Below are 23,990 nucleotides of genomic sequence, written 5' to 3'. Positions count from 1 at the left end.
GATCGCTATGAGCAGATGGAAGCAGAAGCTCGCGCATCCAAGAAGCTCGACTTCACCGAGATTCAGATTCCTGTGGGTCCGCGTCTGGGCCAGAAGGTCCTGGAGGCCGATCACATCCACAAGGCCTACGGCGACCGCGTTCTTATCGACGACCTCTCGTTTAGCCTGCCAAGAAACGGCATTGTTGGCGTGATTGGCCCTAACGGTGTTGGTAAGTCTACGCTGTTCAAGGCCATTGTTGGCCAGGAGGAGCTCACTTCTGGCACGCTTGAGATTGGCGAGACGGTTCAAATTTCTTACGTTGACCAGCTCAGGCAGGGAATCGACCCAGACAAAACTATCTGGGAGGTTGTCTCTGACGGCAATGATTTCATCAAGGTAGGAGACACCGAGATTCCAAGCCGCGCCTATGTGGCTAGCTTCGGCTTTAAAGGACCTGACCAGCAAAAACGTGCTGGCGTCCTTTCTGGCGGCGAGAGGAACCGTCTAAACCTTGCCCTTACGCTTAAGCAGGGTGGAAACCTCCTGCTTCTGGACGAGCCTACCAATGACCTCGATATTGAGACGCTGGAAAGCCTTGAGGATGCACTTGAGCGCTTCCCAGGATGCTCGGTGGTTACCAGCCATGACCGTTGGTTCTTGGATCGTATTGCTACGCACATCCTTGCGTGGGAGGGCGACGATGAGAACCCAGGCAAGTGGTTCTGGTTTGAGGGTAACTTTGAGGCTTACCAGGCCAATCGTATTGAAAGACTTGGTCAGGAGGCTGCTCGTCCTCATCGCATTCACCGCAAGCTCACCCGCGACTAACGTATAGGTGGCACAAGCGCAGCGCATTCAAATAGAAGATAAAAATAGTAACTATTTTTATCGTTAAGATTTTGTGCAATCTGTTTAAGAGACTAACAACTGGGTATCAAAAATGAGAAGCCAAAGAGCTTCTCATTTTTTTGAGATAAAGGTTACGAGGAAAGAGAAGAACATGGCACTTGACACAAACGTTGGTAACATCCTTACTCAGCAGATCAACAAAGAGTTCTATTCCGCTTATCTGTATCTGACCTTTGCAGATTTCTATGAGGAGCAGGGCCTGAAGGGCTTTGCAAACTGGTATGTCATCCAGTCTCAGGAAGAGCTTGCTCACGCACGTATTCTTCGTCGTTACCTGCTTGATAACGATTGGACTCCAACCATGGAGGCAATCGCAAAGCCAGACCTTACCTTCTCCAAGGTAGTTGAGCCAATCAAGGCAGCATACGAGCACGAGCAGTTCATTACCGCAAGCATTAACGAGTGCTATGCCGTTGCTCAGAAGGCAAACGATTTCCGCACTATGCAGCTACTTGACTGGTACGTTAAGGAGCAGGGCGAGGAAGAAGCAAATGCTTCCGATCTTCTCAAGGCAGTAGAGATCTTTGGTGGAGATCCAAAGAACCTGTATGACCTTGATCGCGAGAACGCTGCTCGCGTCTTTGTAGCACCTACTATGCCAATGTAAGTAGCAGCTTAAGCGCAGCTCGTTTGCGACAGCAGCTTAAGCGCGACCTGCACACGGGTGTGCGGCAGCTTGTACGCGTGGCTTGCTCGCAGCTTAAACGCTACAGTGGAGTTTCAATAACCTCTGATTTGTTCGAAGAGGCGCCTGATAGCTCAGCAAAGATGGCACCGCCTATGATGCAGGCGGTGCCTATTATTTTGAGAAGACCAAAAGGCTCGCCAAGGATAAGTGCCGAGAAAATAACTGCAGATAGTGGCTCAAGGTAGCCAAAGACTGCTACGCGCTGAACAGGAATCTTGGTAAGTTGTGGGAAATACAAAAATGATCCAAGGCCTGTGTTAAAGAGGCCGATGGTCAAAACGGCAAGCCAATTTACTGATGCTGGATCCGCGGGCAGCTCAATACCGTGGAATACAACAGTAACTAGAGCAACAATAGCGCATCCAATGCCCAGCTGAATACTGGTGCCTTCAATACCAGAAACATCTTTGAGCTGCCTGTTACAAATAACCATGACGGCATAAAGAACAGCAGAGAGAGCGCCTAGAAGAAGACCAACTGGCGAGAGGTTCAGTCCAACTCCATAGCCAATAATAAGGGCAGCTCCAATAACAACTACAAGAAATCCTAGTATCTTTTTAGCAGTGAGTTTCTCGCCAAATAAAAGGGGAGAGAGCGCCATTACAATAACGGGTCCGCAGTAGTACTCAAGCGTTGCAATACCAACGCCTACCAGGCGATACGCCTCAAAAAGAAAGGTCCACTGAAGACCCAAGGCAATGCCTGATCCAATGAGTGCCTGGAAGTCCTTGGGGTAGTTTTGAATGGTAAAAGCCTCTTTTTGTACAAGCTTAACCGCGAGCAAAAAGAGCGTGCCCAAAAGCATACGGAAGAAGACAATTTGATAGCTAGGAAGATTGATAAAGCTTGCAACGATTCCGTTAGAACCGCAGATGATAAGCGCAATTAGGTAGAGCACGGTAGGTTTAAATGTGGCGTCTCTCATCGGCTACTCGCAAATTTCTGTATCCACGGACTGTGGAATTCTGTCGTTACAAATTACCTGGTAGAACAGTTTTTCTTGCTCTCGTTGATCGGAGGTCTGACCAAGCATCCACATAGTTTTTGCAACCAGAGCTTCGGTAGTCATATCGTCTCCAGAGAGAACGCCGGGCATATCTTGATAGGTTCTACCGACCTCATACACACCCAGGTCAAGACCCTCTTCAGGAACTTGTGTGGTAATAACTACAGTGCGACCAGACGCAATCCAATCGGTGATAGCTTTCTCAAAAGAGCCGTCGTATGAGGGGATGCCGCCAATACCAAAGGTTTCAAGCACAATAGCGTCGTAGTCATTCTTCAGAAGGTAGAAGATAGATGGATTAAGCTCGGGGGTCAGTTTAAGCACAATGACACGCGTATTGAGCGTTTCATAGGTTGTAAGACCGCCATCTACCTGCTCTTGATTTGGCGCACTACGAATAATCTTGTTGCCACGGATATGGGCAAGCGGTGGATAATTCATGCTCGTAAATGCATTGAAGCTCAGCGTGCGCTGTTTATGAGCGCGGGTGCCGGCAATAACCTCGTTGCCAAAAACCACCACAACTCCGGCGCTTCTGTCGTCGAGTGCGTAGAGAACGGAGTGGTAGAGGTTGAGTTTGGCGTCGGTAAACGGATTTGCCATTGGCTGTTGAGAGCCTGTGAGCACAATGGGTTTCTCGCTATTTTGAATGAGGTAGGAGAGGGCAGCGGCAGTATATGCCATGGTATCGGTGCCGTGAAGGATAATAAAGCCGTCGTAGGCATCGTATGACTCAATGATGGCGTCTCTGATCTGGAGCCAGTTTTGAGGGCGCATATTGGTGCTGTCGATATTCATGACTTGTTTGAAATCAAATTCGCAGAGATCATGAACAAGAGGGACGTTGGCCAAAAGCTCTTCTCCTGAAAGTGAGGGAGCCAAGCCCGATTCAGTGGAAACAGAAGCAATAGTTCCTCCTGTTGCCATCAGTAAAAGTTTCTTCACACGTCCCCCATGAACTCCAATTGTGCAGACTTTACAGAAAATAAGTCTGTATAGCGCTTTATTGTAACGGGATAGATGCTTTTCAGGGCGAGAAAAGCAAAGTCGGTGTATTCTTTTTTTGGTAAACGAATCTTTTAGCAAGGATTGTTGATGGCAGAGAACAACCTCTTTGGTTTTGGTAAGAAAAAGCGTCCAACTCAGGTTCCACCTACTGTCTCCCGTAATGGGGAGTCTTCTACTTCTCCACGTGCGGTACGAGGTCGTCACGCAGCTGTTGGAAGCCGTGCACAGGCGCAGCGTAGGATGACGCAAGATCGCCCAACAAATCCCGTTAACCATGCCCGTGCAGATGCCGCCCGTGCACGTGGTCGAGCAAGAACTGCTTACGGCAATCACTATGGCACGCTCAACCCCAGAGATGAAGCCCAGGCAGCATATGCGGCTAGGAGACGTCGTTCTTCTCGCATGAGGCTGGGTCGTGTGGCGCTGGCAGTATTGCTTGCAGCCATCATCTTGTGGGTAGTGTTTACGCTGGTAAGTTCATGTAGCCCAGGAGGCGCTTTTGCGCATGCTCAGGCGCTTGATCCTACCGTTACCCTGACTGGTTCAGTGAGCGTCGGATAGCCTTACGGGCTGCGGCGCGTTTAGCATTTGTGGCGGGCGTGGCAGCTCTACTTTGAGCTCTTGCTTGTAGAGACGCCTGAGAAGTCCAGATTCAAATCAACTGAGCCGGTAATACCGTCAACTTGTCCTGTTGAGGTGTATTGCCATATCAAAAAGTTAAAGTTTACGTCTGGCTGATCAACGTATTGTGCCAGCCAGATGGGCTCGTCAAGTGAGACAAGATCAAAGCGATTCAAATCAACTTTGTTGCCATAGACAATAACGCGGTATCCCGCTTCTTGAATTGTGGTGCAAAACGCACGCGCAATTGCGTTAGTTTCTGCGGGGGAAAGGTTGTCGGCGCGACCGCTGTAATCGGGAGAAGGCTCCAGATCAAACGCAACAGGAAGAGCAAGCTTTGTAACTCCTGCTTCCCTTAGCTGCTGCAAAACAAAAGCGGCCTCCTCGCGAGCTTCTTCCACGTTAATAGCCTGCGAGAAGAAGTACACACCTACATCAAGACCAGCGCTTTGCGCACCCTTTAGATTGGTCTCAAACAGCTCATCCGCGCGAATACCACCCTCGGTGGAGCCGCGGTAGCCAATGCGAAGCATGGCAAACTGAATGTTATCGGCAGCAACGGCCTCCCAGTCAATAAGCCCCTGGTGAGAAGAGACGTCAACGCCCGTGCGTGTGAGCTCTTCTCCGTCCACCACATAATGCGCACGTCCCGTTGCATCATAGGTGAGGTTTTTCCACTCATAGGGAACTTCGTTTTTGATGATCAGGTTGTTGTCAAAAGAGAGGGAGAAAAGTCCCTGGCACGATTGCAACAATGCCAGCACAAATACAATGGCCAGCGTAATGAGTCCCCATGTGACAACAGGATTGTTCTGGGAATTTTTCTCAAAAGTATGCATCGCCTGCTGCTTACGTTTTGAAGCGTTTGCAGAAGCAGGTGTGTGTTTAGTTTTAGAACGAGTCGTAGAGTTTCTCGTTTTCTTGCTTTTATGTGAGCTCTTAAAAATCACTGGTGAAAGAATTGTCCTTGTTCAAAAATTGGCTCGCAACACACGTTAATGCCCAGCTTGTGATAGATGGACTCGTCATCGCTTGGAATAATTGACGAGAAGTACGCGTCACATCCGCGGAGTAGTTGCGTGGCATCAACGGCTTTTCCGGCCAACGGATTGGTAATTGAGCTGATAGAGAGCGCAATGAGCATCTCGTCAGCGCAAAGGCTAGTGCGAGCTAGTTTAAAGTTGTTCTCTTTTAGTGCGCAAATAGGCCTTAAGACCTCGTCCGAGACAATAAACGTCTTCTTCTCAATGCCAACTACGTATTTGAGGGCGTTGAGCAAAAGCGACGCCGGCGCACCTAAAAGCTCCGAAGTCTTGCCGGTAATAATGGAGCCGTCAGGCATAACCATGGCGCCCGCAAGCTTTCCTGTCTCTTCTGCTTTGTGCAGACAAGCAGTATGAGCTGGCGAGAAGTTCTGGTCAACGTTAACGTCTTTCATCAAGAGATTAATCTTGGTGAGTTCACGCTCACCCATACCCGTACGCTCGAGTTTCTCGGCAGCCCTAAACCACCTGCGTACAATCTCTGCCTTTGAAGCTTCCTGGCAGACCTCATCATCAATAATGCAGTTGCCAACCATATTGACACCCATATCGGTTGGAGACTGATAGGGGCTTGTGCCTGCAATCTTCTCCATCATGGCCTTGAGCACGGGGAATGCCTCGACGTCACGGTTGTAGTTAACAGTAACCTCGCCGTGAGCCTCAAGGTGATAGGGATCAATGATGTTATTGTCGCCCAAGTCTGCCGTAGCTGCCTCGTAGGCAACGTTTACGGGGTGCTTGAGCGGGAGGTTCCAGACAGGGAAAGTCTCAAACTTAGCGTAGCCTGCACGGACTCCACGGGCATTCTCGTTGTAGAGCTGTGAAAGGCAAACGGCAAGCTTGCCAGAGCCAGGACCAGGTGCTGTTACAACTACCAAAGGATGCGTAGTCTTTACGTACTCGTTTTTACCGTAGCCCTCCGCCGAGACAATGAGGTCAATATTGGAAGGGTAGCCCTCAATGGGGTAGTGGCGATACACAGCAATGCCCATGTTTTCCAGGCGCGCACGATAGGCCTTAGCCTTTGGCTGACCAGAGTACTGCGTAATGACAACGCCGCCAATAGCAAGGCCGCGAGCACGGAAGATGTCCATAAGCCTGAGCACGTCATCGGCATAGGTAACGCCAATATCGCTTCTGCGCTTGCCGTTTTCAATGTCGTTTGCGTTGATGGCAAAGACAACCTCTGCCTCGTGAGCAAGCTGCTGAAGCATCTGAGCTTTTGCATCTGGAGCAAATCCAGGGAGGATGCGAGAAGCGTGGTTGTCGTCGAGCAGTTTACCGCCAAACTCAAGGTAGAGCTTGCCGCCAAATTCACTGATACGCTGGTGGATTCGATCCGCCTGCATAGTGATGTACTTCTCGTTATCAAAGCCGATACGCATGCGTCCTCCTGCCAAGATTTACTGTAGAAATTGTATCATCAAGCAAAGACTTCCTATACGCTATAAGCTATACAGAAAACAAATAAACAACCAAGGAGTTGTGTATGGATAGCAAGTTTTCACAAACACCTTCTCGTGGCGAGAAGTTCAAAGAGCTGGCACTGAGTGCTTTGCGTGCATTTGGTTATGGTTGTCTTGCAGCGGCTGGAATGAGTGCTGTTATCTTTGCATTTGCGTACTTTACCAGCGGTATGGATATGTTTACGGGCATCGACTGGGTGCGCCGTGTTATGTACGTCATTTCTTCTTTGGGAATTATTGCTTGCGGCGTTGGTCTGCTCTTTAGTGGAAAAGAGTACGAGGACCGTCAGATGGGCTTTACGCGCGATATTGATGACCCCATCAGCCTTAAAGAAGGAAAGCTTGATCCTCGTATTTCAAAAATCGAGACCAATCACCTTTCTTGGCAGGCAGCAATCCTTTATGCCTCAATTGGTATGTTTGTAGTTACCACTATCTTTGACGAGGTTATGAGCCATACCTTCTTGATGTAGGTATTCTCGCTAGTACAGAGATAACTCACTAGTACAGAGGCAGCTTTCTAGTACAGAGGCAGATTGCCTAGTACAAAGGTAGAGCGCCTAGTATAAAGGCAGCTCGCCCGTTAACGGATCAATATCTTCTGCAGCCAGTGGCTCAAATGCCAGGCAGGTAAATGTTGGTTCTCCATGGAACTCGGTAAAGCCCGCGTCCCTAATAAGGGCCACGACAAAACCACGAGCTTTTCCCTCGACAGCAAGCTCAAGCAACGCTTCTTCAGAATCAACATAGACACATACTTTTGCAACGCCAGCATCAAACCAGTTAGTGATTGCAGAGGTATCTTCGTCAGCATGGTCCAAATAGACCCAATTCTGATCATCGGTAACACGAACCTGATCAAGTCGACGCTCTTTTGCAAGTGCCATCAGCGTGGCTTCAACACATGCATGGCTTGCCTGAGCGGCAATTTTACCTTTTCGCATCTTAAGATCGCGACGAATAACAATCATTTGTTTTGATTTATATGAAGAACTTGGCATGAAAAACCTTTCTAGAAACTGAGTGCTAAGTGTACCATTCACGGCTTTCCGATTTTTGTCGCAAGTAAATCTCGAAGGATCAAAAAGGCTCTCTAAAACCAAGAGCGGCGAGAAGAACGTTGAATGTTCAGCTTGTTACATCAATAAGTTAAATAACGGCACCTGAGTAGAAAGTTGATTCTTGTCTATGTTGCTATGGTTGACTGAGGAGGTGTCTATGAGAGAGTTGGTTATTTTTGTCATGTATATCTGGGCTTCAATATCGGATATGCGAAATCGCACTATTCCAAATAGAATCCCTATTTTGCTCGTTATTTTATGGCCTATTTGGCTTGCCGCAAATGAAAAACCCGCTGAGTTACTGATGAATGCATTATGGAGTGAGCTCTTTGTTATAGGTGTACTGATTACAGTAGGTATAGTTACAAAATTTATAGGTCATATGTCTTCTCTGGGAGGGGGAGATATTAAACTTATTCTCTCAACATGCCTTTATCTTGAAATAAAAGAGACATTTGTCTTTTTATTTTTAGCAAATATTTTAGGTGTTATGTTTTCCTTTCTGTTCTTTATTTGGCGTAAATTTTTAAAGAGAGAAGACAGAAATAAAGAAGAAATTACCAGTTCAGATAGTATATTTATGTATACATTTCCTTTTGCGCCATTTCTTGGATTTGGTGTGGCACTTGCGCTATTTTTACGCTAAAATCGGGAAGTGTTATATGAATTTAAAAATTCTTCTAATTCCCGAATATATAAAAAGTTTTTTCTGCTATCAATAGTTTACACGTTGCGTTGAGAGATTGAGTACCCCCAACACTCAATTTCATTACTGAATGGCCCCGACTGTTCAGATCTCTCGTTATGCGAGGCAACGTATGCCATGGAGGCAGGACGACTATTAACGTGGTCGCACACATGTCGCCCTGCCTCATGGCAACCTTTAAGAGCAAGAAGCTCTGCTTCTGATATACCCATTATTTCAAGTATTTAAAAGTAAATATACAGCTACTAAGCTATTTTCCTGTGGTTTTATACGTGCCAGAAACCAGCTGCATGGATCATCCAAAATCTTAAAAGCCAGATGGCATTGAACTGCCTCTCATTTCTTATGTCCAAGAAATGGGAGGCAGTCCATATGCGGGTGATTATGATTCTGCAGCGTGTTAGCGTCGGCTTTTAGTCCTGGCAGACAAAATAGCGCAGCTTTGGTAGGTTCTGCCGAAGAATCGACATGTTTTTAATCAAGATAGCTAGGCTGCTAGGTGGTCGCACTACCCGATATGCATCTCTATGCATAAACTTAACCTAATATGCTATAAAATGAATAGCGTCATATAAAATATTTAACTATAGGTAAATTTCGCACCTACGGAACACACTTAAGTCGGATATTCTGCTCAGATGTGGGCATTTTACACATCTAATGATGATAATCTGCATGATTTAGCTATTTTCAGCGTCATGTATACGTCTTTTTGACAGATTATCCGACTTAGGTGTGTTTTGAACTGCCTCCTATTTCTCGTGTCCAAGAAATGGGAGGCAGTTCATATAGAGACTCTTTGTTATCGCAGAAAAAATGCCAATACATTATTTTGCATAGAGGAATTGATTTTTGCATATCTTTTGTATAGCCAATTAATCCCAGACAGAAAAGTCACTTACGATTTATTTACGTAACAGGTATGCAATTTTCTTTAAATTTCCGCTTGTAAAACAACATAACAAATTGTATCTGAAGATATTTTAGTGTAGTATGATACGGTAACAGCACGAGACTATGCATAAAACATACGCATGTTTTTAAGGCATCGTTTGAGCAGATGGGGCTGTGAGATGGCTAAGGCAGGTGTTACCAAAAAGACCGACCCAGGTTTGGGTAGGACAGTAGCAAGGTTGTTACAAGAAAGTGGCAAGCGCCAGGTAGACCTGTGCGAATTCTCACATTGGTCACGTGCGTATGTCTCTTATATTTGCACCGAGCGCCGTAAGTGGCCTTCATTTGATAAAGCAAAGGTTATCGCTGACTTTTTCTCCTTAAGTCTTGATCAACTCTGGGTTGAGCATCTTAAAGATCTTGTTGATGCTGGCGTGGAGCTTACAGAGATGCAGAAGAAGAATTTAGCCGAGGGTGTTAATCTTCCAAATCCTACTGTTATGCATGACGGAAATGACAATAGAGAATACCTTCAACCTGTTGTTTCCTCGGGGAACGGTTCAGATTACACGCTCCCGGAAATTCTTGGCGTCGAATAAGTATTTTTGACTATTTTTATTGTTTTCAATGCCATACTTGCTGTATACGCGTATGATTCAGCGTTGTTCAGATTGCATGGGGCTATCTGAAGAGTAGGAGATGTGCAAGATGGCTGGACTACACTGTTCAGACTGCGCTTTTAGCTCGTTCAAATTTAACGAGGACGCCCAGATGTATCAGGCGTACTGCTCGCGCGGCTATTTGCTGGCTGATCCACATATCCATGAGCTTTTCGCCATGCACTTTGCTAAGTCTCCAGAGGATTTTGTTCCCGTCAAAGATCCGTTTAATCGCGAGTATCTAAGGAAGTCATATATCTGCGGAGAATTTATTAAGCGTAAGGATAATTTGGGTTAACGGTATGTCTTAAAACCCTGTTATGTAACATAGCAGGGTTTTATTATGCCTCTGACGTGTTTCTCGTCTAATCAATATCAAAGAATTAAGTAAATATCACAATAGTTGTTATGTAACGATTATAGATTTCTGCATAATTAGTTAACTTTCTGTTATATGTTCCCCTTAAAAAAGGTAGTATTGATTTGGGGGAATCTCCTTATTACAAGGGGATTTAAAACATTTATAAAGGAGCGACAGCAATGTCGAGGCGACCACAAACAGAAAGTTGCGACACTCGTCACAGACTTCTTAAATCCGCAGAGCAAGAGTTTGCTTTACAGGGATACGATAAAGCTTCACTTCGACAGATTTGTGCACATGCAGGCGTTACCACGGGCGCTCTTTATTTCTTCTTTGATAACAAAGAGGACCTCTTTAAGAATGTTTTGATTCCTGTCACTGAAGGCGCAATTCAGATTCTTGAGGATTACAAAGATCATCTGCTGGTCTCTGGCGAAAGAAATCTTGAAGACACTCCTTTGGGTGATAAAGAAACGCTCGAGAAATTCTTGGACCTTCTGTACGGCAATAGGTACGTGGCGCAGATTCTTGTGAATAATCGAGAAAACCCACATGTTGCCTATTTCTTTGAAGAGTTGACCGAGGTTATCTCTGCAACCATCAGAGCTATTCTTTATCCTAACGTTGCACAGGTTAAACCCTATGATGAGTTTATTATTACCTGGCTTGCTCAAACTGAAATGACCACCATTGTCAATATTCTTAAAAATGATGAGACTCGTGAAGAGGCTGACGGTCACATTAATTCTGCAGTGATGTTTACGCAAGGTGGCATCAAGGCTTTAGTTGCAGAGCATTAAGTGTTCATCTATGCATAAAAATTGACAATATCTACTTATTTCCGTTATCCTCTTACAAGGTATAAATCACCCGAAGGAGACCTTTATGAAGTTCAATAAGCTCGGCCTCGTAGCAGCATCCGCTTCTGCCGTTCTTGCACTTGCTGGCTGCAATCTTATTCCAAATCTTGCTGATCCAGGAACCACTACTGGCGGTGGTCAGCAGCAACAGCAGCAACAGCAGACTGCACCTGATGCAAATACCGCAACCAAGCCTTCAGATACTCGTGCTGGTGACTCTGACTCTAAGGACCTCTATAACACTCTGATGGATAAGCACAACACTTCAGAGCAGGTTACCAACGTTCAGAAGTACGTTGATGATATTAAGAAGACTGGCGATAAGACTGAGGTTCTTATCGACACCGATAAGATTACCGTTACCGTTACCGGCATTGGTGTTGACTTTGAGAACTCCAACGGCTATCTGGTTGAGGTTGTTAACAAGACCGATACCAACATCTTCATTCAGACCACCGACACCGCTATTGGCAAGGATGAGCTGAGCTTGTTTGTTAACGCAGCTCCTAACGCAACTACCAAGGGCTTTGCATTCTTTGACCCAGGTGTAAAGATGGATCCATCCGCAACTGTTCGTGGTACCATCCTTGCTCTTTATGGTTCTGACTACAGCATGGATTCCTTCAACGTTATGTTCTAAGTTTCACTTAGTTCGTTGATTGCAAAGGCTCAGCTTTTTAGCTGAGCCTTTTTTGTTAGCGAGAAACCCCGTCAAAAGCAGTTAAATGAGTCAGTGTTAAGTTATTAGAATCCGTTAGACTATAGAGTTGTTAGCTATTAGAAAAGCATATATGCACTACATATAAGGAGCTACGATGCTAGATTTAGATAAAAACACAGACAGGTCATATAACGATTTTATCTTTTTAAAACCTCTTTTTCACAATAAGATTTGGGGCGGCAGAAGGCTTGCTGAAGAGTATGGCTATGACATTCCTGAAGGTGCAGTAGGAGAGTGCTGGGCAATCAGCGCACATCCTAACGGAGACTGTGAAGTTGCCTCTGGTGCCTTTGAAGGAAACACTCTTTCCGAGCTCTGGACAACTCATCGAGAGCTCTTTGGTAATGCAGAGGGAGATCGCTTTCCACTCCTTATTAAGATTCTTGATGCAAAAGATGACCTTTCTGTTCAGGTTCACCCAGATGATGAGTATGCTGCAGAGCACGAGAATGGCTCGCTTGGTAAGTCTGAATGCTGGTACATTCTTGATGCAAAAGAGAATGGCGATATTGTTGTTGGTCAGAACGCTTCCTCAAAAGAAGAGTTTGCAGCCATGGTTGAGCAGGGAAAGTGGTCTGAACTGCTCAATTACGTTCCTATCAAGGCTGGAGATTTCTTTAGGATTGATCCTGGAACCGTTCACGCCATTAGAACGGGCACGCTTATTCTTGAAACGCAGCAGAGCTCAGATATTACATACCGTGTGTATGACTATGATCGTTTAGGAGACGATGGCAAGCCTCGTGACTTGCATCTGGCACAGAGCTTAGAGGTTATTGATTACGCTCAGAAGGCTCCAACATCTGGAGAAATTACTGCTCCAGAAATTGATGGCAAAACTGAACTTATGAGCTGCAAGTACTTCTCGGTAGAAAAATATGAGATTCATGAGGCAAAAACTATTGCTCAGCCATGGCCGTTTATGTGCATAAGTGTCATTGAGGGAGAAGGTACGGTTTGCGCTGACGGCGGCAACGGAGAAGAGCATAGGATTTGCAAGGGTTCGCATTTTATTGCACCTGCATCTTCTGGTAGCCTGCGCTTTACGGGCACTATGACATTGATTACCTCTCATCTTCCTCATACAAAGTAGGATGATACATAAGTCGAATGCAGCTTAATGTGTAACATTTGACTCGTTTCAAGTAGAATATAAAAAGTTGAGCCTTTTATACGTTTATAGGAGGAACGTATGAATAAAGAGATGATTACTCGTCGCGCTTTTGCTGGATTGGCTGCAGGCGGTGCTGCCAGCACGCTTGCTGCTTGTAATAGTGACGTGATGCAGGCAATCTTAAACCCTGATTCTATTCTTGGTGGAGCTGGTCAAGATCCTCAGAATGGCGGTCAAGGCGGTACTGGTGATGCACCTTCTCAGTCAGATTTTGTGAAGCTTGAAGAGATTCCAGACCATCCAACGCTAACCGGAGATTTTTCTAAGATTATTACTGGCGTCTGGTGTGTTGACAATGGCGTTGGAACTAAAGGTGGATCAAAGGAAGGCAAAACCTTTGACCATGGTGGCATGCTTAATCAGGGCTATAACGATGGAACCGTTCTTTACTATTCATTCAAAGAAGACGGCACTTTCTTCATGCATAATTTTAAAGGTGTGAAGAATGATGGTAAGTGGGAAGCAAAAGGAACTATTGCCATTCAATGTACGTATGATGATGGCGATAGTGTGCCAATGCTTTTTGATAAGGACGACAACAACTATCTGAAGTACAGTGATGCCAAGAGCGAAATTACATTTAATTTCAAAAAACTTTCTGACAATCCAGACGATACTTCACAGATAGCTTATATTGAAGGACAGGTAATCAATTTTGCTGCCACCATTCCTGGTACGTATTATCTCTTTGGCTTGCACTATGCAGATGGTTCTAAAGAAGATTTGACCAGTGATCAGATTGAGTCTATGAATAAGGGTTCTGGCGGAGCGTATACCTTCTCTGCTCATAAGGATGGAGCTGCTGCACTGTTCTATCCAGACGGTAGCGTTTCTCCTATTCAGATTGTTGCAGAAGAGCCTTCGGCAGATGGTCTTTCTTTCCCCATTCTTGCTCAGGGCTTTTCAGAAACTGAACAGATATCTAAGTCTGTTCTATACACTACTGCGGAAAATAAAAAGCTTCTCAGTATTGATGCTCCTGGATTTACTCTTAAGTTTGCCCTCCTTAATCACCGTGAGGATGATTGGGCTAAATATGAGTATCCACCAAAGGCAGAGTTCCCTTGGCAGCCAGATGGTAAGGGTGGCTATAAGCTAGTAACTCCTACTTCTTCTGGTTCTGGTAATGGCGGTAGCTCTTCAGGAAATGGCGGCAGCTCATCTGGAAATGGTGGCGGCGGCAAGGGCGGCTCAGGTAAGAAATAACCCAGCCTTTTCTGGTTTCTTTTAGTAACAAAAAAGCAGGCATATGATATGCCTGCTTTTTTCTTGCTAACCTTTTACGCGTGTAAAAAAGCGTGCTTTTCAGCAGAATGCTGATGTTACGCAGCGTGTGCGCCACCCTCAATCTCACCAGTGCAGTGTGGGCAGCGAGTTGCGCCTTCTTTAACCTCTTCAAGGCAGTGTGGGCAGTGTGGAGCTGCAACCTCTTCACCAGCTTCTTCTTCGTCCTTCTTAAGCTTGGAAGCCTTCATGAACTTATTGAGGGCCTTAACCATGCAGAAGACAATGAATGCAATGATCAGGAAGTTGATGATTGCACTGATAAACGCACCAAAGTCAATGCCGTTCTGGGTGCCAGGAACTGGAATAGAAAGACCAGAAACCTCGGTGCCACCGCCAGAGATCAGCTTAATAAATGGGTTGATGATGTCATTGACAAGGGAGGTAACAATAGCGGTAAATGCGCCGCCAATGATGATACCAATAGCCATGTCCATAACATTGCCCTGCTGGATAAACTCTTTAAACTCCTCGACAAACTTTTTCATTTCATCCCTTTCGTGTAGTTAATAGAGGACAGGTATTTCCACTCGCGCCTACGGCGTGCGCTTATGCGCTGGCCAGACCATAGATGCGAGAGTATTTATTAGTTAGATACTTGGTGTAGTAGTGGACGTCAAAAGGCTCACCGCATGCACCCATGATGAGCTCCTTAGAGTCCTTTGCTCGGCCCCAGGTCCAAATGCGACTGCCCAGCCACTCTTTGATAGGTGCTAGGTCTCCTGATGCACAGACGGCGTCAAAGTCCATGCCCTCAGCAATCATGGCGTGCTTGTACTGTGCGCCATAAGCGCTGCCAAGAGCATAGGTTGGGAAGTAGCCAAACTCACCCCATGACCAGTGAACATCCTGAAGAGCACCTTCGGTGTTGCTTGGAACCGTAACGCCCAGGTACTGCTTGTACTTCTCGGCCCAAAGAGCTGGGACATCCTTTGCAGTAATCTCGCCAGACAAAAGTGCCTGCTCCATTTCGTAACGGATGAGGATGTGCAGAGGATAGGTGAGCTCATCTGCCTCAGTACGGATGAGACTTGGCTGTACTTTATTAGCTGCCGAGAAGAGCTGGAAGGCAGTGACTCGATTAAGCTGGCCAGGGAAATGCTTGCGCATAAGCTGTATCAGAGGCTCGGCAAATGCCTCAGAAAGGCCAACGTAGTTCTCAAAGAACCTAGATTGGGACTCGTGCATACCCATAGAAGTTCCGGTGCTCAGAGAGGTAAAGCGGTACTCCCAGTTAATGCCCTGCTCGTAGAGGGCGTGACCGTTCTCATGCAGCATGGAATAAACATTGGAGAGAACGTTATTCTCGTAAGCATGGCTGGCAACCATAACAAAGCCGATACCAGGGCCACCGGTGTAAGGGTGCTCAGTTTTGCCAAGCCAATAAGCGTCCTCGTCAAGACCCTGGAGCTTTACCAGGTCTTTTGCAAGGTCCCACTGACGGTTGACATCAAACTTACCCTCAAGAGGCTTAGTGCTTGGCTGACGCTTAGAAGCCATACAATCAGCAACCAGAGGAACTACCACTTCTTTAACGTTATTGAAGAAGGTGTTGTAGAACTCTCTGTTGGTGCCGTGCTCAAAATCGCTAAGCAACAGGTCATAGGGATCTTTGGAAGCGTCTCGGGCCTGGCACATCTCTTTGCGGAGCTCAATCAGGCCGTCCAGTTTTGGTGCAAAGAGTGACCAGTCATCGCTGCTCTTTGCCTGCTCCCAGACCTCGTTAGCCTCTGTGGTAAGGCGGACAAAGTTACTCTGAAGCTCAACGGGGACATCTACCAGCTGGCTTCTATCACGGCGAAGAATTTTAACCTGTGCGCGATGAGTCTCATCAAGCAGAGCGCGGTTCTCGTGAAGTCTATCAAGCAGTGCGCCAACAGCAGGATCACAGAGGGTTTCCTGGACCTGTTCACCAAGGATTGCCAGGGCTTCTCCGCGCTCTTCAGCAGCCTTTTTTGGATCGATACATGGTCCAAAAGAGCCAATCTCATTAGCTGCGTAGTTGAGAGCAAAGAGCTTCTTCTCAAGTTCATCAAGTTTAGCGATATCATCGCGGGGATTTGAAAGCGCTGCGTTCAATTCAACAGTGTTATGTGCGCTGTCCATAAAAATCCTCTCTACAAAAATAGGTGTGACCAGTTATTTTACCGGTCAACAGAAACCGTTTAGCAATTGCGTCATATTTTACCCTGTTATTTATTGATATTTGAGCGATACTAAAAAGACTACGTCCTAAAACAATAAGCACATCTTTTCGGCACAATTTTGTCCAAAGATGGCTTGTAAGGAGTAAGAGTTCTATGGATGACAGCAGAATCTCGTTTGACGTATGGAGTGATCTGTACGCAGATCGCGTTCAAACCATGCGAAAAAGCGAAGTGCGAGATTTGTTTGCGGCCCTGTCTCGTCCAGGTGTTATTGCGCTGTCTGGTGGTCTGCCAGACATTTCTTCGCTGCCGCTTGATCAGGTTGCAGAGTGCGCTCGACGCTGCGTTGCTGTTGAGGGACTTAGGTCTCTTCAATACGGCAATTCTGATGGCCGCATTGAGTGCAGAAGGACCATCTGCAAGATTTTAGCTGCTCAGGGCGTCGAGGCTGATCCTGACGAGATGATTTTGACTTCTGGTTCTCAACAGGCGCTTGATTTCTTGGGTCGCGTTTTCTTAAATCCAGGAGACGACGTCATCTGTGAGGGTCCAAGCTATCTTGGTGCTTTCCAGGCGTTTTCTGCATACGAGCCTACTGTTCACACCATTGATATGGACGAAGAAGGCATTAGGACAGATCTTCTCGAGACAAAGCTTAAAGAGCTTGCAGACCAAGGCAGAAAGCCTAAGTTCATCTACGTTATTCCTAACTTTAACAATCCTGCCGGCATCACCATGTCTATGCCAAGGCGTCTGCGCCTTCTTGAGCTGGCGCACCAGTACAACATCCCTGTTGTTGAGGATGATCCGTATGGTCTTATCCGCTTTGAGGGAGAAGATCTAACACGCCTTAAGACGCTTGATCCAAGTGTCATTTATCTAGGAACCACGTCAAAGATTTTTGCTCCTGGACTGCGTCTTGCATGGATGGTTGCACCTCGTCACTTCCTTGAGCGTATCAACCTTGCTAAATCTGGTTCTGACCTTTGTACCAGCCCCTTTAACATGATTCTTGCCGAGCACTACTTCAATGAGGTTGATTGGCAGGCAGCGCTTGAGGTGTCTAAGTCTCGCTATAAAGAGAGAAAAGACGCCATGCTCGCAGCGCTTGCAGAGTTCTTCCCCAAAGACGTTACCTGGACTAAGCCAGAGGGTGGTTTGTTCCTGTGGGTAACCTTCCCGCCATACCTCAATACTGAGCAGTTGCTTCCTCGTGCAATTGAAGAGGGAGTTGCCTTTGTACCAGGTGTTTATTGCTATCCTGACCAGCGTATTAGTTCAAGTATGCGTCTGTGCTACTCATTTGAGACGCCAGAGCGCATCCACGAGGCAATCCGCAGGCTGTCTTTGTGCGTCCAAGATCGCATGGCGCTGTATCGCGCATTCCTAGAGGCGGGCGCTCTACCTGAGTCTTCTCATTCTGAATCTCAATCCTCTGCAAGGGAGTGTTAAGTATGGCTACAAAAGTTGCTGTCATTATGGGTGGAGCCTCATTTGAGAGGAACTTCTCGCTCAAAAGTGGAGCTCTTGTCTCTGAGGCTTTGGAGAAGCGTGGTTATGAGGTATTACCACTTGATGCTGATGCGCACCTGGTAGACACCCTTCGTGCCAAGAAGCCCGATGTTGCGTTTGTGTGCCTTCACGGCGCGGGCGGAGAAGATGGTGCAGTACCTGCGCTTTTGGAGTTCCTCAAGATTCCGTATGTAGGTTCAAGACCAGCTTCTTGTAGGGCTGCCTGGAATAAGGCTGACATGCCGTTTATTGTGCGTCAGGCATGGTCAAAGGATGAGTCCGAGGTCATCTGGCCTCCTCAGATTGTACTGACCGCAAGCGCATTCAAAGACCTTGGCGCTGCAGCTGCTCTGGACTTGGTTCCTGAGCGCTTGGGCGGTGGCGTTGGCTTCCCTCTTGTGGTCAAGCCTGTTCACGGCGGCTCTGCTATGGGCCTTTCTAAGGTTGACAGCGCTGACCAGCTTGGACCAGCACTTCTCGGCGCACTTGGTTTTGACGACTCCGTCATTATCCAGCAGTGGGTTGATGGCGTTGAAGTAAGTGTTACCGTGCTTTCTGACGCAGATGGCGAAAAAACCCTGCCACCAGTAGAGATTTCAGTGACCAAGGGTATTTACGACACGGATGCTCGTCTTGATCCAGAGCGTATTCAGCACTTCTGTCCAGTTCGTCCTGAGTCTTTGGCGGCACTTGGTGCAGATCCAGCTGCTGCTCGTGAGGCTCTTGAGCGCGCGGCTCTTGAGGTATACACCGCTTATGGCTGCAGAGATCTTGCTCGTATTGATTTTATTTGGGATGGACATCACGTTATGGTCATGGGTCTGAAGACATTCCCAGGACTCACTGAGACCTCCCTTGTTCCAATGGCTATTGAGGCTGCAGGATGCGCTGTTGAAGACGTTCTTGCGCAACTTGTTGAGGGCGCGCTTAAGCGCGGCAACTAGGGGGTTTTATGGAATACGTATTGGGCATTGATGTTGGTGGTACCACCATCAAACTGGGACTTTTTTCTGCAGAGGGAGAGCTGCTTTCTGAGCAGAAGGTCAAGACGCCCGCACTTGATAACGAGGGCGGTTATCAGACGGTAACCGATGCTATTAAGCTGATTGTTCATGGCCAAAAAGCAAGTCGTAACGATGTTATTGCATGTGGTTTGGATATTCCAGGTCCTGTTGCAGATGACGGAACCGTTGGTCTTCTCGCCAATGTAGACATTGATCCTGAGGGATTGGTGCAGGCAATTACTATGTGCCTGCCAAACGCAACCATTGCGTTCGTCAACGATGCTAACGCCGCTGCTCTGGGCGAAGCGTGGGCTGGCGTTGCCGTGGGTGTGCCGTCGTTTGTGCTGATAGCGCTGGGCACCGGCGTTGGTGCAGGTGTTGTTGTAGACGGCAAGCTTGCTGCGGGTGCTTTTGGCGCGGGCGGTGAGATTGGTCACATCATTGTTGAGCCAGAAGAGACGTTGACCTGCGGTTGTGGTCGCCACGGTTGCCTGGAGCAGTATGCTTCTGCTAAGGGTGTTGTCCGCCTGTACCTGGAGGAATGCGTTTCTCGAGGTGTTGTTCCTGTGACTATTGAGCACGAGACTGATACGGTGTCCGTGTTTAGGGCTCATGCTCAAGGCGATGAGTGCGCAACCCTTGCTATCCATAAGATGTGCCACTACCTGGGTCTTGCTATGGCGCAGGTTTCGTGCGTAGTTGATCCTGCCATGTTCTTGATTGGAGGCGGTGTTGCGGGTTCGTTTGCAACGTTTGCTACCGAGCTTCGCGAGTGTTTTGAGCAGTACGCTCTACCGGTAAGCAAGGGCGCTCGTATTGAGGCTGCGAGCTTGGGCAATCAGGCTGCAATGTATGGTTGCGCATACGAGGCGCTGCGCCTGAGGCAAGAGCGTTTTGGCCAGGAGAGCGCTGAGTAGAAGCAAGTTTTTGGCGCATGATCTTCTCGTCTGGAAAAGGGTACGTACGTGAGGGCTCTTGGCGAGAAAAACATCAAAGTTTTTGTCATAAACGCTGTACTAAATGAAAGTACGTTCAATAACATAATTTTCTGATTACAATTTATGTAAAAACGTAGTTGTCAAAGCTGCTCAGTGCTAACATTGAGCAGCTTTTTTGGTTGTGTTTGGAATAGTTCCGAGCACTAGGATGAAAGGGGAGTGCTGTGGCTGACGAGTCAAAGTATGACATCGTTGCTGCTACTGGTTGCCCAACCGGTATTGCGCACACCTTTATGGCTAAGGAGGCCCTTGAGAAGGCCGCCGCAGCTAAAGGTCTTACCATTAAGGTTGAGACGCACGGCCAGGTCGGTGTAGAGAACGAGCTCACCGCAGCTGAAATTAGGAACGCCAAGGCAGTAGTTGTTGCTGCCGATAAGGACGTTCAGGCTGAGCGTTTTGCCGGAAAACCAATGGTAAATGTTGGTGTTACTGCAGCTATTAAGGATGCAGAGGGTCTTATCGACCGCGCTCTTGTTGCTCAGCCTGAGGGCGAGCTTGCAGAGGCAGACGACGCTCCAGTCTCAAGCACTATTGAGAAGGAGTCTGTAGGCCACATCATCTACAAGCACCTCATGAACGGCGTTAGCCACATGCTGGTCTTTGTTGTTGCTGGTGGTGTTCTGACGGCTGTTTCATTCCTCTGGGGTATTACTTCCTTCAGCTCCACTGCACCTGACTACAACAGCTTTGCTGCCATGCTCAAGATCATCGGCGGCATTGCAATGGGCCTTATGGTTCCAGTTCTCTCTGCTTACATTGCAGAGTCTATTGGCAAGCGTCCTGCTCTTGTTCCTGGCTTTGTTGCAGGTATGATTGCTATCCAGGGTCTTCCAATCAACCCTAACACTGGCATGATTGATGCTGGTGGCGCTGGCGTTGGTTTTGGCTTCTTGGGTGGTATTGTTGGCGGCTTCCTTGCCGGTTATGTCATCGTTGGTCTTGAGAAGCTCCTTGCAGGTCTTCCAAAGAACCTTGATGGCCTGAAGGCAATCTTCCTGTACCCACTGCTTTCCACCACCATTGTTGGCCTGGTTATGCTGGGTATTTCTGGTCCTATGGCAGCAATCAACACCGGCATGATGAACTTCCTGCGCGGCCTTTCTGCTTCTGGTCCAATTGTCCTTGGTCTTGCAATTGGTTGCATGTGCGCATTTGACATGGGCGGCCCAGTCAACAAGGCAGCTTACGTCACCGGTACTGCTCTTCTGACCGAGGCTCTTGCTGCCGGTGTTGGTACCCCAACTTATGAGTTTGGTACCAACTTTATGGCTGCAGTTTCTGCTGCTTGTATTGTTCCTCCACTGATCACCACCTTTGCTGTCGTTGTTGGTAAGAAGTACTTCACCAAGTCCGACTTCAACGCTGGTCTGGTCAACTTCATTCTTGGCTGCACCCACATTACCGAGGGCGCTATTCCATTCATGACCAAGAACATTTGGCCTGTCATGCCTATCATGATGATCGGTTCTTCCATCGGCTCCATCCTGACGCTGCTCTTTGGTGTCCACGACCCAGCACCTCACGGTGGTTTCCTGGTTCTTCCCGTTGTCGATGGCGGCCTCAAGTGGGTTCTTGCCATTCTCATCGGCGCTGTTGTTGGTGGTATTCTCTTTGTTGCTTTCAAGGCATACGAGTACCGCAAGAACGGCAACCAGATTGTCGAGGGCTAAGCGTTACGCTTAGCACACTCGGCGTCGTTTGAGTTTTGCCCAGAATTTACGTACAGTTTGGGTGCAGACTCAGATAATCGAAGTAAAATATGGACTCGGCGATTTCGTCGGGTCCATATTTGTTTCAGAGGGAGCTTTGATGATTTACACACTTACCACTAATCCTGCAATCGACATGAACGTCAATTCGGGAGTTCCTTCTTATACGCACGTCAACCGCACAACCGACGCTGTTTACACACCAAACGGCAAGGGTCTGAACGTTTCATTTACGCTTGCTCACTACGGCGTTGAGTCCACTATCCTGGGATTTTTTGGCGGCTTCTCGGGCAACTATATTGTTGAAGAGGCATCTAAGATTTGTCCGGTCAAGCCTGTGTGGATTGATGGCATCACCCGCGTAAACATTTTTGTGACCACACCAGAAGGCGAGCTCAAGTTCCCTAATGCAGGCGCTCCTGTTATTCGCTCCAAGCAAGACGAGATGCTTGAGCTGCTGCGTACTGCCCCCGACCTGGATGTGCTGGTGGTCTCTGGCTCGCTTTCTCCTGAGATGGATCCAACCTTCTACGATGAACTCTTTGATCTTTGTCATGAGCGCGGCGCTGAGCTGGTCCTGGACATATCACATAAACACCTTGCAGAACTTGTCGAGAAAAAACCGCTGCTCATCAAGCCAAACGACGAAGAAGTGGCAGAGATCTTTGGTGTCGACGTCCATAACGAGGCCGACGTTCTTCTCGCCCTTCACAAGATTCACGAACGCGGAGCAAAGAACATCTTGCTCACGCTTGGCGGCGAAGGCGCGTACTTCTTCAACGGTGAGCACGTCTGGCACGCAAATGCTGCGCAGGTAGAGGTGCTTTCGACGGCATGCGCGGGCGATTCGACGCTGGCAAGCTTCATGTCAATTTGGCTTGAGGATCCGTCGGCTGTCGAGAAGGCTCTGATGCGCGCGATGGCTACCGGCGGAAACGTTGCGATGAGCGCTGGCTTGGGCGACTTTGCGCTGGTCGAGAAGATTGCGGAGTCCATCCACGTTGAGCTGGTGGAGTAGGAGCGGACGTGTTGCGCGTGGAGGTGTGCGATGGTGCGCGGACTTGCGTGGAGGTGCGCAGGCTTGCGAGCCCACGGGTTTCTCGGCGTCAGGCGTGCGCAAGTCTCCATATCTGCAAAATAAGTCTTTTCTCGCTTCTTGATTTCGTGTAACGTATAAGGGCTAATGTGATAATTAGGTTTTCGAAACTCTAAAGAAGGAGAGTGCAATGTCCGGACACTCTAAGTGGGCCACAACCAAGCACAAGAAAGCAGCTATCGACGCTAAGCGTTCCTCGCTGTTCTCTAAGCTTTCCCGCAACATTACTGTTGCTGCAAAGATGGGTGGCGACCCAAATCCGGACAACAACGCTAGCTTGTCTGCCGCTGTTGCCCGTGCTCGCATGGTTTCCATGCCTAACGCAAAGATTCAGGCCGCTATCGATAAGGCATTTGGCGCTGGCGCTGATGCTGCCATTTACGAGGAGATCGTTTACGAGGGATACGGTCCTGCAGGTGTCGCAGTTTACGTTGACTGCCTGACTGACAACAAGAACCGTACCGCAGCAGACGTTCGTTCCGCATTTACCCACTCCGGCGGCAATCTTGGTACCGCTGGTTCCGTTGCGTTCCAGTTTGAGCGCAAGGGCTCCATCGCAGTTGACAAGGTTATTGTCTCCGAGGAGAAGAAGGTTGCTGACCGCGAGAACGCTGTCGACGAGGACGAGTTCATGATGGCAGTTGCCGAGGCTGGCGGAAACGATTACGAGGACGCTGGCGATCAGTGGATTGTTTGGACTGCATACGACAAGATGCAGGATGTCCAGAAGGGCCTCGAGGCTCAGGGCATTGAGGTTAAGGGTTCCGAGCTTACTATGGTTCCAACCACCCCAACTGACGTCTCCGTTTCTGATGCAAAGAAGGTCCAGCGTCTTATCGATAAGCTCGACGAGCTCGATGACGTTCAGAACGTCTACAGCACCATGAACATCACCGACGAGATTGCTGCTGCTCTCGAGGAGGAGTAAGCTCTCTGGTCTGTGCCGCGCGACGTGCGCCGCGCCGCGCAACGAGCGCGAAGAGCGCGACGCCCGGCGCGCGACAGGCGCGACAAAACTGCACTTCAAAGCCCCGCTTGCTAGCGGGGCTTTTTGTTTGGGTGACGATAAAGCTGTCAGAAC

The 23,990-nt window shown here is 47.9% G+C and carries 24 protein-coding genes; 17 read left to right on the top strand and 7 right to left on the bottom strand.

Annotated elements, in window-relative coordinates; genetic code table 11:
- Together RWJ96_RS05775 and RWJ96_RS05770 are read left to right on the top strand one after the other, a co-directional pair.
- Window positions 1-810, top strand: an 810-nt coding sequence (locus tag RWJ96_RS05775) for an ATP-binding cassette domain-containing protein (RefSeq protein ID WP_314019419.1), incomplete at its 5' end; no start/stop codon positions are given.
- A 172-nt stretch (window positions 811-982) separates the two neighbouring features.
- Window positions 983-1,498 carry a ferritin gene (locus tag RWJ96_RS05770; RefSeq protein ID WP_314019417.1) on the top strand — a complete coding sequence of 172 codons (516 nt, stop codon included), beginning with the start codon at window positions 983-985 and terminating at the stop codon, window positions 1,496-1,498.
- Between the two features lie 100 nt (window positions 1,499-1,598).
- Here the strand turns inward: RWJ96_RS05770 and RWJ96_RS05765 are convergent, their stop codons facing one another.
- The gene (locus RWJ96_RS05765; RefSeq protein ID WP_314019415.1) at window positions 1,599-2,504 is read right to left on the bottom strand and encodes an EamA family transporter; all 906 of its coding nucleotides are present in this window, start codon (window positions 2,502-2,504) and stop codon (window positions 1,599-1,601) included.
- A 3-nt stretch (window positions 2,505-2,507) separates the two neighbouring features.
- Window positions 2,508-3,530 carry an asparaginase gene (locus RWJ96_RS05760; RefSeq protein WP_314019414.1) on the bottom strand — a complete coding sequence of 341 codons (1,023 nt, stop codon included), beginning with the start codon at window positions 3,528-3,530 and terminating at the stop codon, window positions 2,508-2,510.
- Window positions 3,531-3,680: 150 nt separating this feature from the next.
- On the opposite strand from RWJ96_RS05760, the gene RWJ96_RS05755 reads away from it, so the two are divergent.
- Entirely contained in the window at window positions 3,681-4,154 is a 474-nt protein-coding gene (locus RWJ96_RS05755) for a hypothetical protein (RefSeq protein ID WP_314019412.1), read from the top strand.
- A gap of 47 nt (window positions 4,155-4,201) precedes the next feature.
- Here the strand turns inward: RWJ96_RS05755 and RWJ96_RS05750 are convergent, their stop codons facing one another.
- Window positions 4,202-5,053 (bottom strand): glycoside hydrolase family 25 protein, encoded by an 852-nt coding sequence (locus RWJ96_RS05750; protein WP_314019411.1) that lies wholly within the window; start codon window positions 5,051-5,053, stop codon window positions 4,202-4,204.
- Window positions 5,054-5,160: 107 nt separating this feature from the next.
- Window positions 5,161-6,642 carry a DUF1846 domain-containing protein gene (locus RWJ96_RS05745; protein ID WP_314019409.1) on the bottom strand — a complete coding sequence of 494 codons (1,482 nt, stop codon included), beginning with the start codon at window positions 6,640-6,642 and terminating at the stop codon, window positions 5,161-5,163.
- 104 nt (window positions 6,643-6,746) lie between these two features.
- Here RWJ96_RS05745 and RWJ96_RS05740 point away from each other — a divergent pair, with 104 nt between their 5' ends.
- The gene (locus RWJ96_RS05740) at window positions 6,747-7,196 is read left to right on the top strand and encodes a hypothetical protein (protein WP_314019407.1); all 450 of its coding nucleotides are present in this window, start codon (window positions 6,747-6,749) and stop codon (window positions 7,194-7,196) included.
- Window positions 7,197-7,283: 87 nt separating this feature from the next.
- On the opposite strand, the gene pth2 is transcribed toward RWJ96_RS05740, so the two are convergent.
- Window positions 7,284-7,724: an aminoacyl-tRNA hydrolase gene (gene pth2 / locus RWJ96_RS05735; RefSeq protein ID WP_035428325.1), complete on the bottom strand. Its 441-nt coding sequence runs from the start codon at window positions 7,722-7,724 to the stop codon at window positions 7,284-7,286.
- A gap of 217 nt (window positions 7,725-7,941) precedes the next feature.
- Here pth2 and RWJ96_RS05730 point away from each other — a divergent pair, with 217 nt between their 5' ends.
- The 7 genes from RWJ96_RS05730 to RWJ96_RS05700 all read left to right on the top strand — a co-directional run bounded on the left by RWJ96_RS05730 (window position 7,942) and on the right by RWJ96_RS05700 (window position 14,365).
- Window positions 7,942-8,430, top strand: coding sequence for a prepilin peptidase (locus RWJ96_RS05730; RefSeq protein WP_314019405.1), 489 nt, complete (start codon window positions 7,942-7,944; stop codon window positions 8,428-8,430).
- 1,133 nt (window positions 8,431-9,563) lie between these two features.
- Window positions 9,564-9,983 (top strand): helix-turn-helix transcriptional regulator, encoded by a 420-nt coding sequence (locus RWJ96_RS05725; protein ID WP_232215517.1) that lies wholly within the window; start codon window positions 9,564-9,566, stop codon window positions 9,981-9,983.
- Between the two features lie 109 nt (window positions 9,984-10,092).
- Window positions 10,093-10,341 (top strand): hypothetical protein, encoded by a 249-nt coding sequence (locus RWJ96_RS05720; RefSeq protein ID WP_035428329.1) that lies wholly within the window; start codon window positions 10,093-10,095, stop codon window positions 10,339-10,341.
- 242 nt (window positions 10,342-10,583) lie between these two features.
- Window positions 10,584-11,204 carry a TetR/AcrR family transcriptional regulator gene (locus tag RWJ96_RS05715; protein WP_314019404.1) on the top strand — a complete coding sequence of 207 codons (621 nt, stop codon included), beginning with the start codon at window positions 10,584-10,586 and terminating at the stop codon, window positions 11,202-11,204.
- Between the two features lie 85 nt (window positions 11,205-11,289).
- Entirely contained in the window at window positions 11,290-11,904 is a 615-nt protein-coding gene (locus RWJ96_RS05710) for a hypothetical protein (RefSeq protein WP_035428333.1), read from the top strand.
- Between the two features lie 175 nt (window positions 11,905-12,079).
- The gene (manA, locus tag RWJ96_RS05705; RefSeq protein WP_314019402.1) at window positions 12,080-13,078 is read left to right on the top strand and encodes a mannose-6-phosphate isomerase, class I; all 999 of its coding nucleotides are present in this window, start codon (window positions 12,080-12,082) and stop codon (window positions 13,076-13,078) included.
- 99 nt (window positions 13,079-13,177) lie between these two features.
- Window positions 13,178-14,365 carry a hypothetical protein gene (locus RWJ96_RS05700; protein ID WP_314019401.1) on the top strand — a complete coding sequence of 396 codons (1,188 nt, stop codon included), beginning with the start codon at window positions 13,178-13,180 and terminating at the stop codon, window positions 14,363-14,365.
- Window positions 14,366-14,481: 116 nt separating this feature from the next.
- Here the strand turns inward: RWJ96_RS05700 and mscL are convergent, their stop codons facing one another.
- Window positions 14,482-14,931 carry a large conductance mechanosensitive channel protein MscL gene (gene mscL / locus RWJ96_RS05695; RefSeq protein ID WP_314008397.1) on the bottom strand — a complete coding sequence of 150 codons (450 nt, stop codon included), beginning with the start codon at window positions 14,929-14,931 and terminating at the stop codon, window positions 14,482-14,484.
- 61 nt (window positions 14,932-14,992) lie between these two features.
- A complete protein-coding gene (locus RWJ96_RS05690; protein WP_314019398.1) occupies window positions 14,993-16,549 on the bottom strand; it encodes a carboxypeptidase M32 in 1,557 nt (518 codons plus the stop codon).
- Window positions 16,550-16,743: 194 nt separating this feature from the next.
- On the opposite strand from RWJ96_RS05690, the gene RWJ96_RS05685 reads away from it, so the two are divergent.
- The 6 genes from RWJ96_RS05685 to RWJ96_RS05660 all read left to right on the top strand — a co-directional run bounded on the left by RWJ96_RS05685 (window position 16,744) and on the right by RWJ96_RS05660 (window position 23,837).
- The gene (locus RWJ96_RS05685) at window positions 16,744-18,042 is read left to right on the top strand and encodes a PLP-dependent aminotransferase family protein (RefSeq protein ID WP_314019396.1); all 1,299 of its coding nucleotides are present in this window, start codon (window positions 16,744-16,746) and stop codon (window positions 18,040-18,042) included.
- A gap of 2 nt (window positions 18,043-18,044) precedes the next feature.
- Window positions 18,045-19,046: a D-alanine--D-alanine ligase gene (locus RWJ96_RS05680; protein WP_314019394.1), complete on the top strand. Its 1,002-nt coding sequence runs from the start codon at window positions 18,045-18,047 to the stop codon at window positions 19,044-19,046.
- Window positions 19,047-19,054: 8 nt separating this feature from the next.
- On the top strand, window positions 19,055-20,023 hold the full coding sequence (locus RWJ96_RS05675) for an ROK family protein (protein WP_314019392.1): 969 nt from the start codon (window positions 19,055-19,057) through the stop codon (window positions 20,021-20,023).
- A gap of 245 nt (window positions 20,024-20,268) precedes the next feature.
- Window positions 20,269-21,774: a PTS fructose transporter subunit IIBC gene (locus RWJ96_RS05670; RefSeq protein ID WP_314019390.1), complete on the top strand. Its 1,506-nt coding sequence runs from the start codon at window positions 20,269-20,271 to the stop codon at window positions 21,772-21,774.
- A gap of 139 nt (window positions 21,775-21,913) precedes the next feature.
- The gene (locus RWJ96_RS05665) at window positions 21,914-22,831 is read left to right on the top strand and encodes a 1-phosphofructokinase family hexose kinase (protein ID WP_314019389.1); all 918 of its coding nucleotides are present in this window, start codon (window positions 21,914-21,916) and stop codon (window positions 22,829-22,831) included.
- Window positions 22,832-23,039: 208 nt separating this feature from the next.
- Window positions 23,040-23,837: a YebC/PmpR family DNA-binding transcriptional regulator gene (locus RWJ96_RS05660; protein WP_035428351.1), complete on the top strand. Its 798-nt coding sequence runs from the start codon at window positions 23,040-23,042 to the stop codon at window positions 23,835-23,837.
- Window positions 23,838-23,990 lie beyond the last annotated feature (153 nt).

It is taken from the genome of Lancefieldella parvula, assembly GCF_963547875.1.
Classification (GTDB): Bacteria; Actinomycetota; Coriobacteriia; order Coriobacteriales; family Atopobiaceae; genus Lancefieldella; species Lancefieldella parvula_D.
Note: the sequence above shows the minus strand (reverse complement) of the source record. Positions and strands in the feature narration are given on the sequence as shown.

Excerpts from the sequence above, each read along its gene's own strand:
- RWJ96_RS05770 (WP_314019417.1), top strand. The coding sequence starts at position 983 with ATGGCACTTGACACAAACGTTGGTAACATCCTTACTCAGCAGATCAAC.
- RWJ96_RS05765 (WP_314019415.1), bottom strand. The coding sequence starts at position 2,504 with ATGAGAGACGCCACATTTAAACCTACCGTGCTCTACCTAATTGCGCTT.
- RWJ96_RS05755 (WP_314019412.1), top strand. The coding sequence starts at position 3,681 with ATGGCAGAGAACAACCTCTTTGGTTTTGGTAAGAAAAAGCGTCCAACT.
- RWJ96_RS05750 (WP_314019411.1), bottom strand. The coding sequence starts at position 5,053 with ATGCATACTTTTGAGAAAAATTCCCAGAACAATCCTGTTGTCACATGG.
- RWJ96_RS05745 (WP_314019409.1), bottom strand. The coding sequence starts at position 6,642 with ATGCGTATCGGCTTTGATAACGAGAAGTACATCACTATGCAGGCGGAT.
- RWJ96_RS05740 (WP_314019407.1), top strand. The coding sequence starts at position 6,747 with ATGGATAGCAAGTTTTCACAAACACCTTCTCGTGGCGAGAAGTTCAAA.
- pth2 (WP_035428325.1), bottom strand. The coding sequence starts at position 7,724 with ATGCCAAGTTCTTCATATAAATCAAAACAAATGATTGTTATTCGTCGC.
- RWJ96_RS05730 (WP_314019405.1), top strand. The coding sequence starts at position 7,942 with ATGAGAGAGTTGGTTATTTTTGTCATGTATATCTGGGCTTCAATATCG.
- RWJ96_RS05725 (WP_232215517.1), top strand. The coding sequence starts at position 9,564 with ATGGCTAAGGCAGGTGTTACCAAAAAGACCGACCCAGGTTTGGGTAGG.
- RWJ96_RS05720 (WP_035428329.1), top strand. The coding sequence starts at position 10,093 with ATGGCTGGACTACACTGTTCAGACTGCGCTTTTAGCTCGTTCAAATTT.
- RWJ96_RS05715 (WP_314019404.1), top strand. The coding sequence starts at position 10,584 with ATGTCGAGGCGACCACAAACAGAAAGTTGCGACACTCGTCACAGACTT.
- RWJ96_RS05710 (WP_035428333.1), top strand. The coding sequence starts at position 11,290 with ATGAAGTTCAATAAGCTCGGCCTCGTAGCAGCATCCGCTTCTGCCGTT.
- manA (WP_314019402.1), top strand. The coding sequence starts at position 12,080 with ATGCTAGATTTAGATAAAAACACAGACAGGTCATATAACGATTTTATC.
- RWJ96_RS05700 (WP_314019401.1), top strand. The coding sequence starts at position 13,178 with ATGAATAAAGAGATGATTACTCGTCGCGCTTTTGCTGGATTGGCTGCA.
- mscL (WP_314008397.1), bottom strand. The coding sequence starts at position 14,931 with ATGAAAAAGTTTGTCGAGGAGTTTAAAGAGTTTATCCAGCAGGGCAAT.
- RWJ96_RS05690 (WP_314019398.1), bottom strand. The coding sequence starts at position 16,549 with ATGGACAGCGCACATAACACTGTTGAATTGAACGCAGCGCTTTCAAAT.
- RWJ96_RS05685 (WP_314019396.1), top strand. The coding sequence starts at position 16,744 with ATGGATGACAGCAGAATCTCGTTTGACGTATGGAGTGATCTGTACGCA.
- RWJ96_RS05680 (WP_314019394.1), top strand. The coding sequence starts at position 18,045 with ATGGCTACAAAAGTTGCTGTCATTATGGGTGGAGCCTCATTTGAGAGG.
- RWJ96_RS05675 (WP_314019392.1), top strand. The coding sequence starts at position 19,055 with ATGGAATACGTATTGGGCATTGATGTTGGTGGTACCACCATCAAACTG.
- RWJ96_RS05665 (WP_314019389.1), top strand. The coding sequence starts at position 21,914 with ATGATTTACACACTTACCACTAATCCTGCAATCGACATGAACGTCAAT.
- RWJ96_RS05660 (WP_035428351.1), top strand. The coding sequence starts at position 23,040 with ATGTCCGGACACTCTAAGTGGGCCACAACCAAGCACAAGAAAGCAGCT.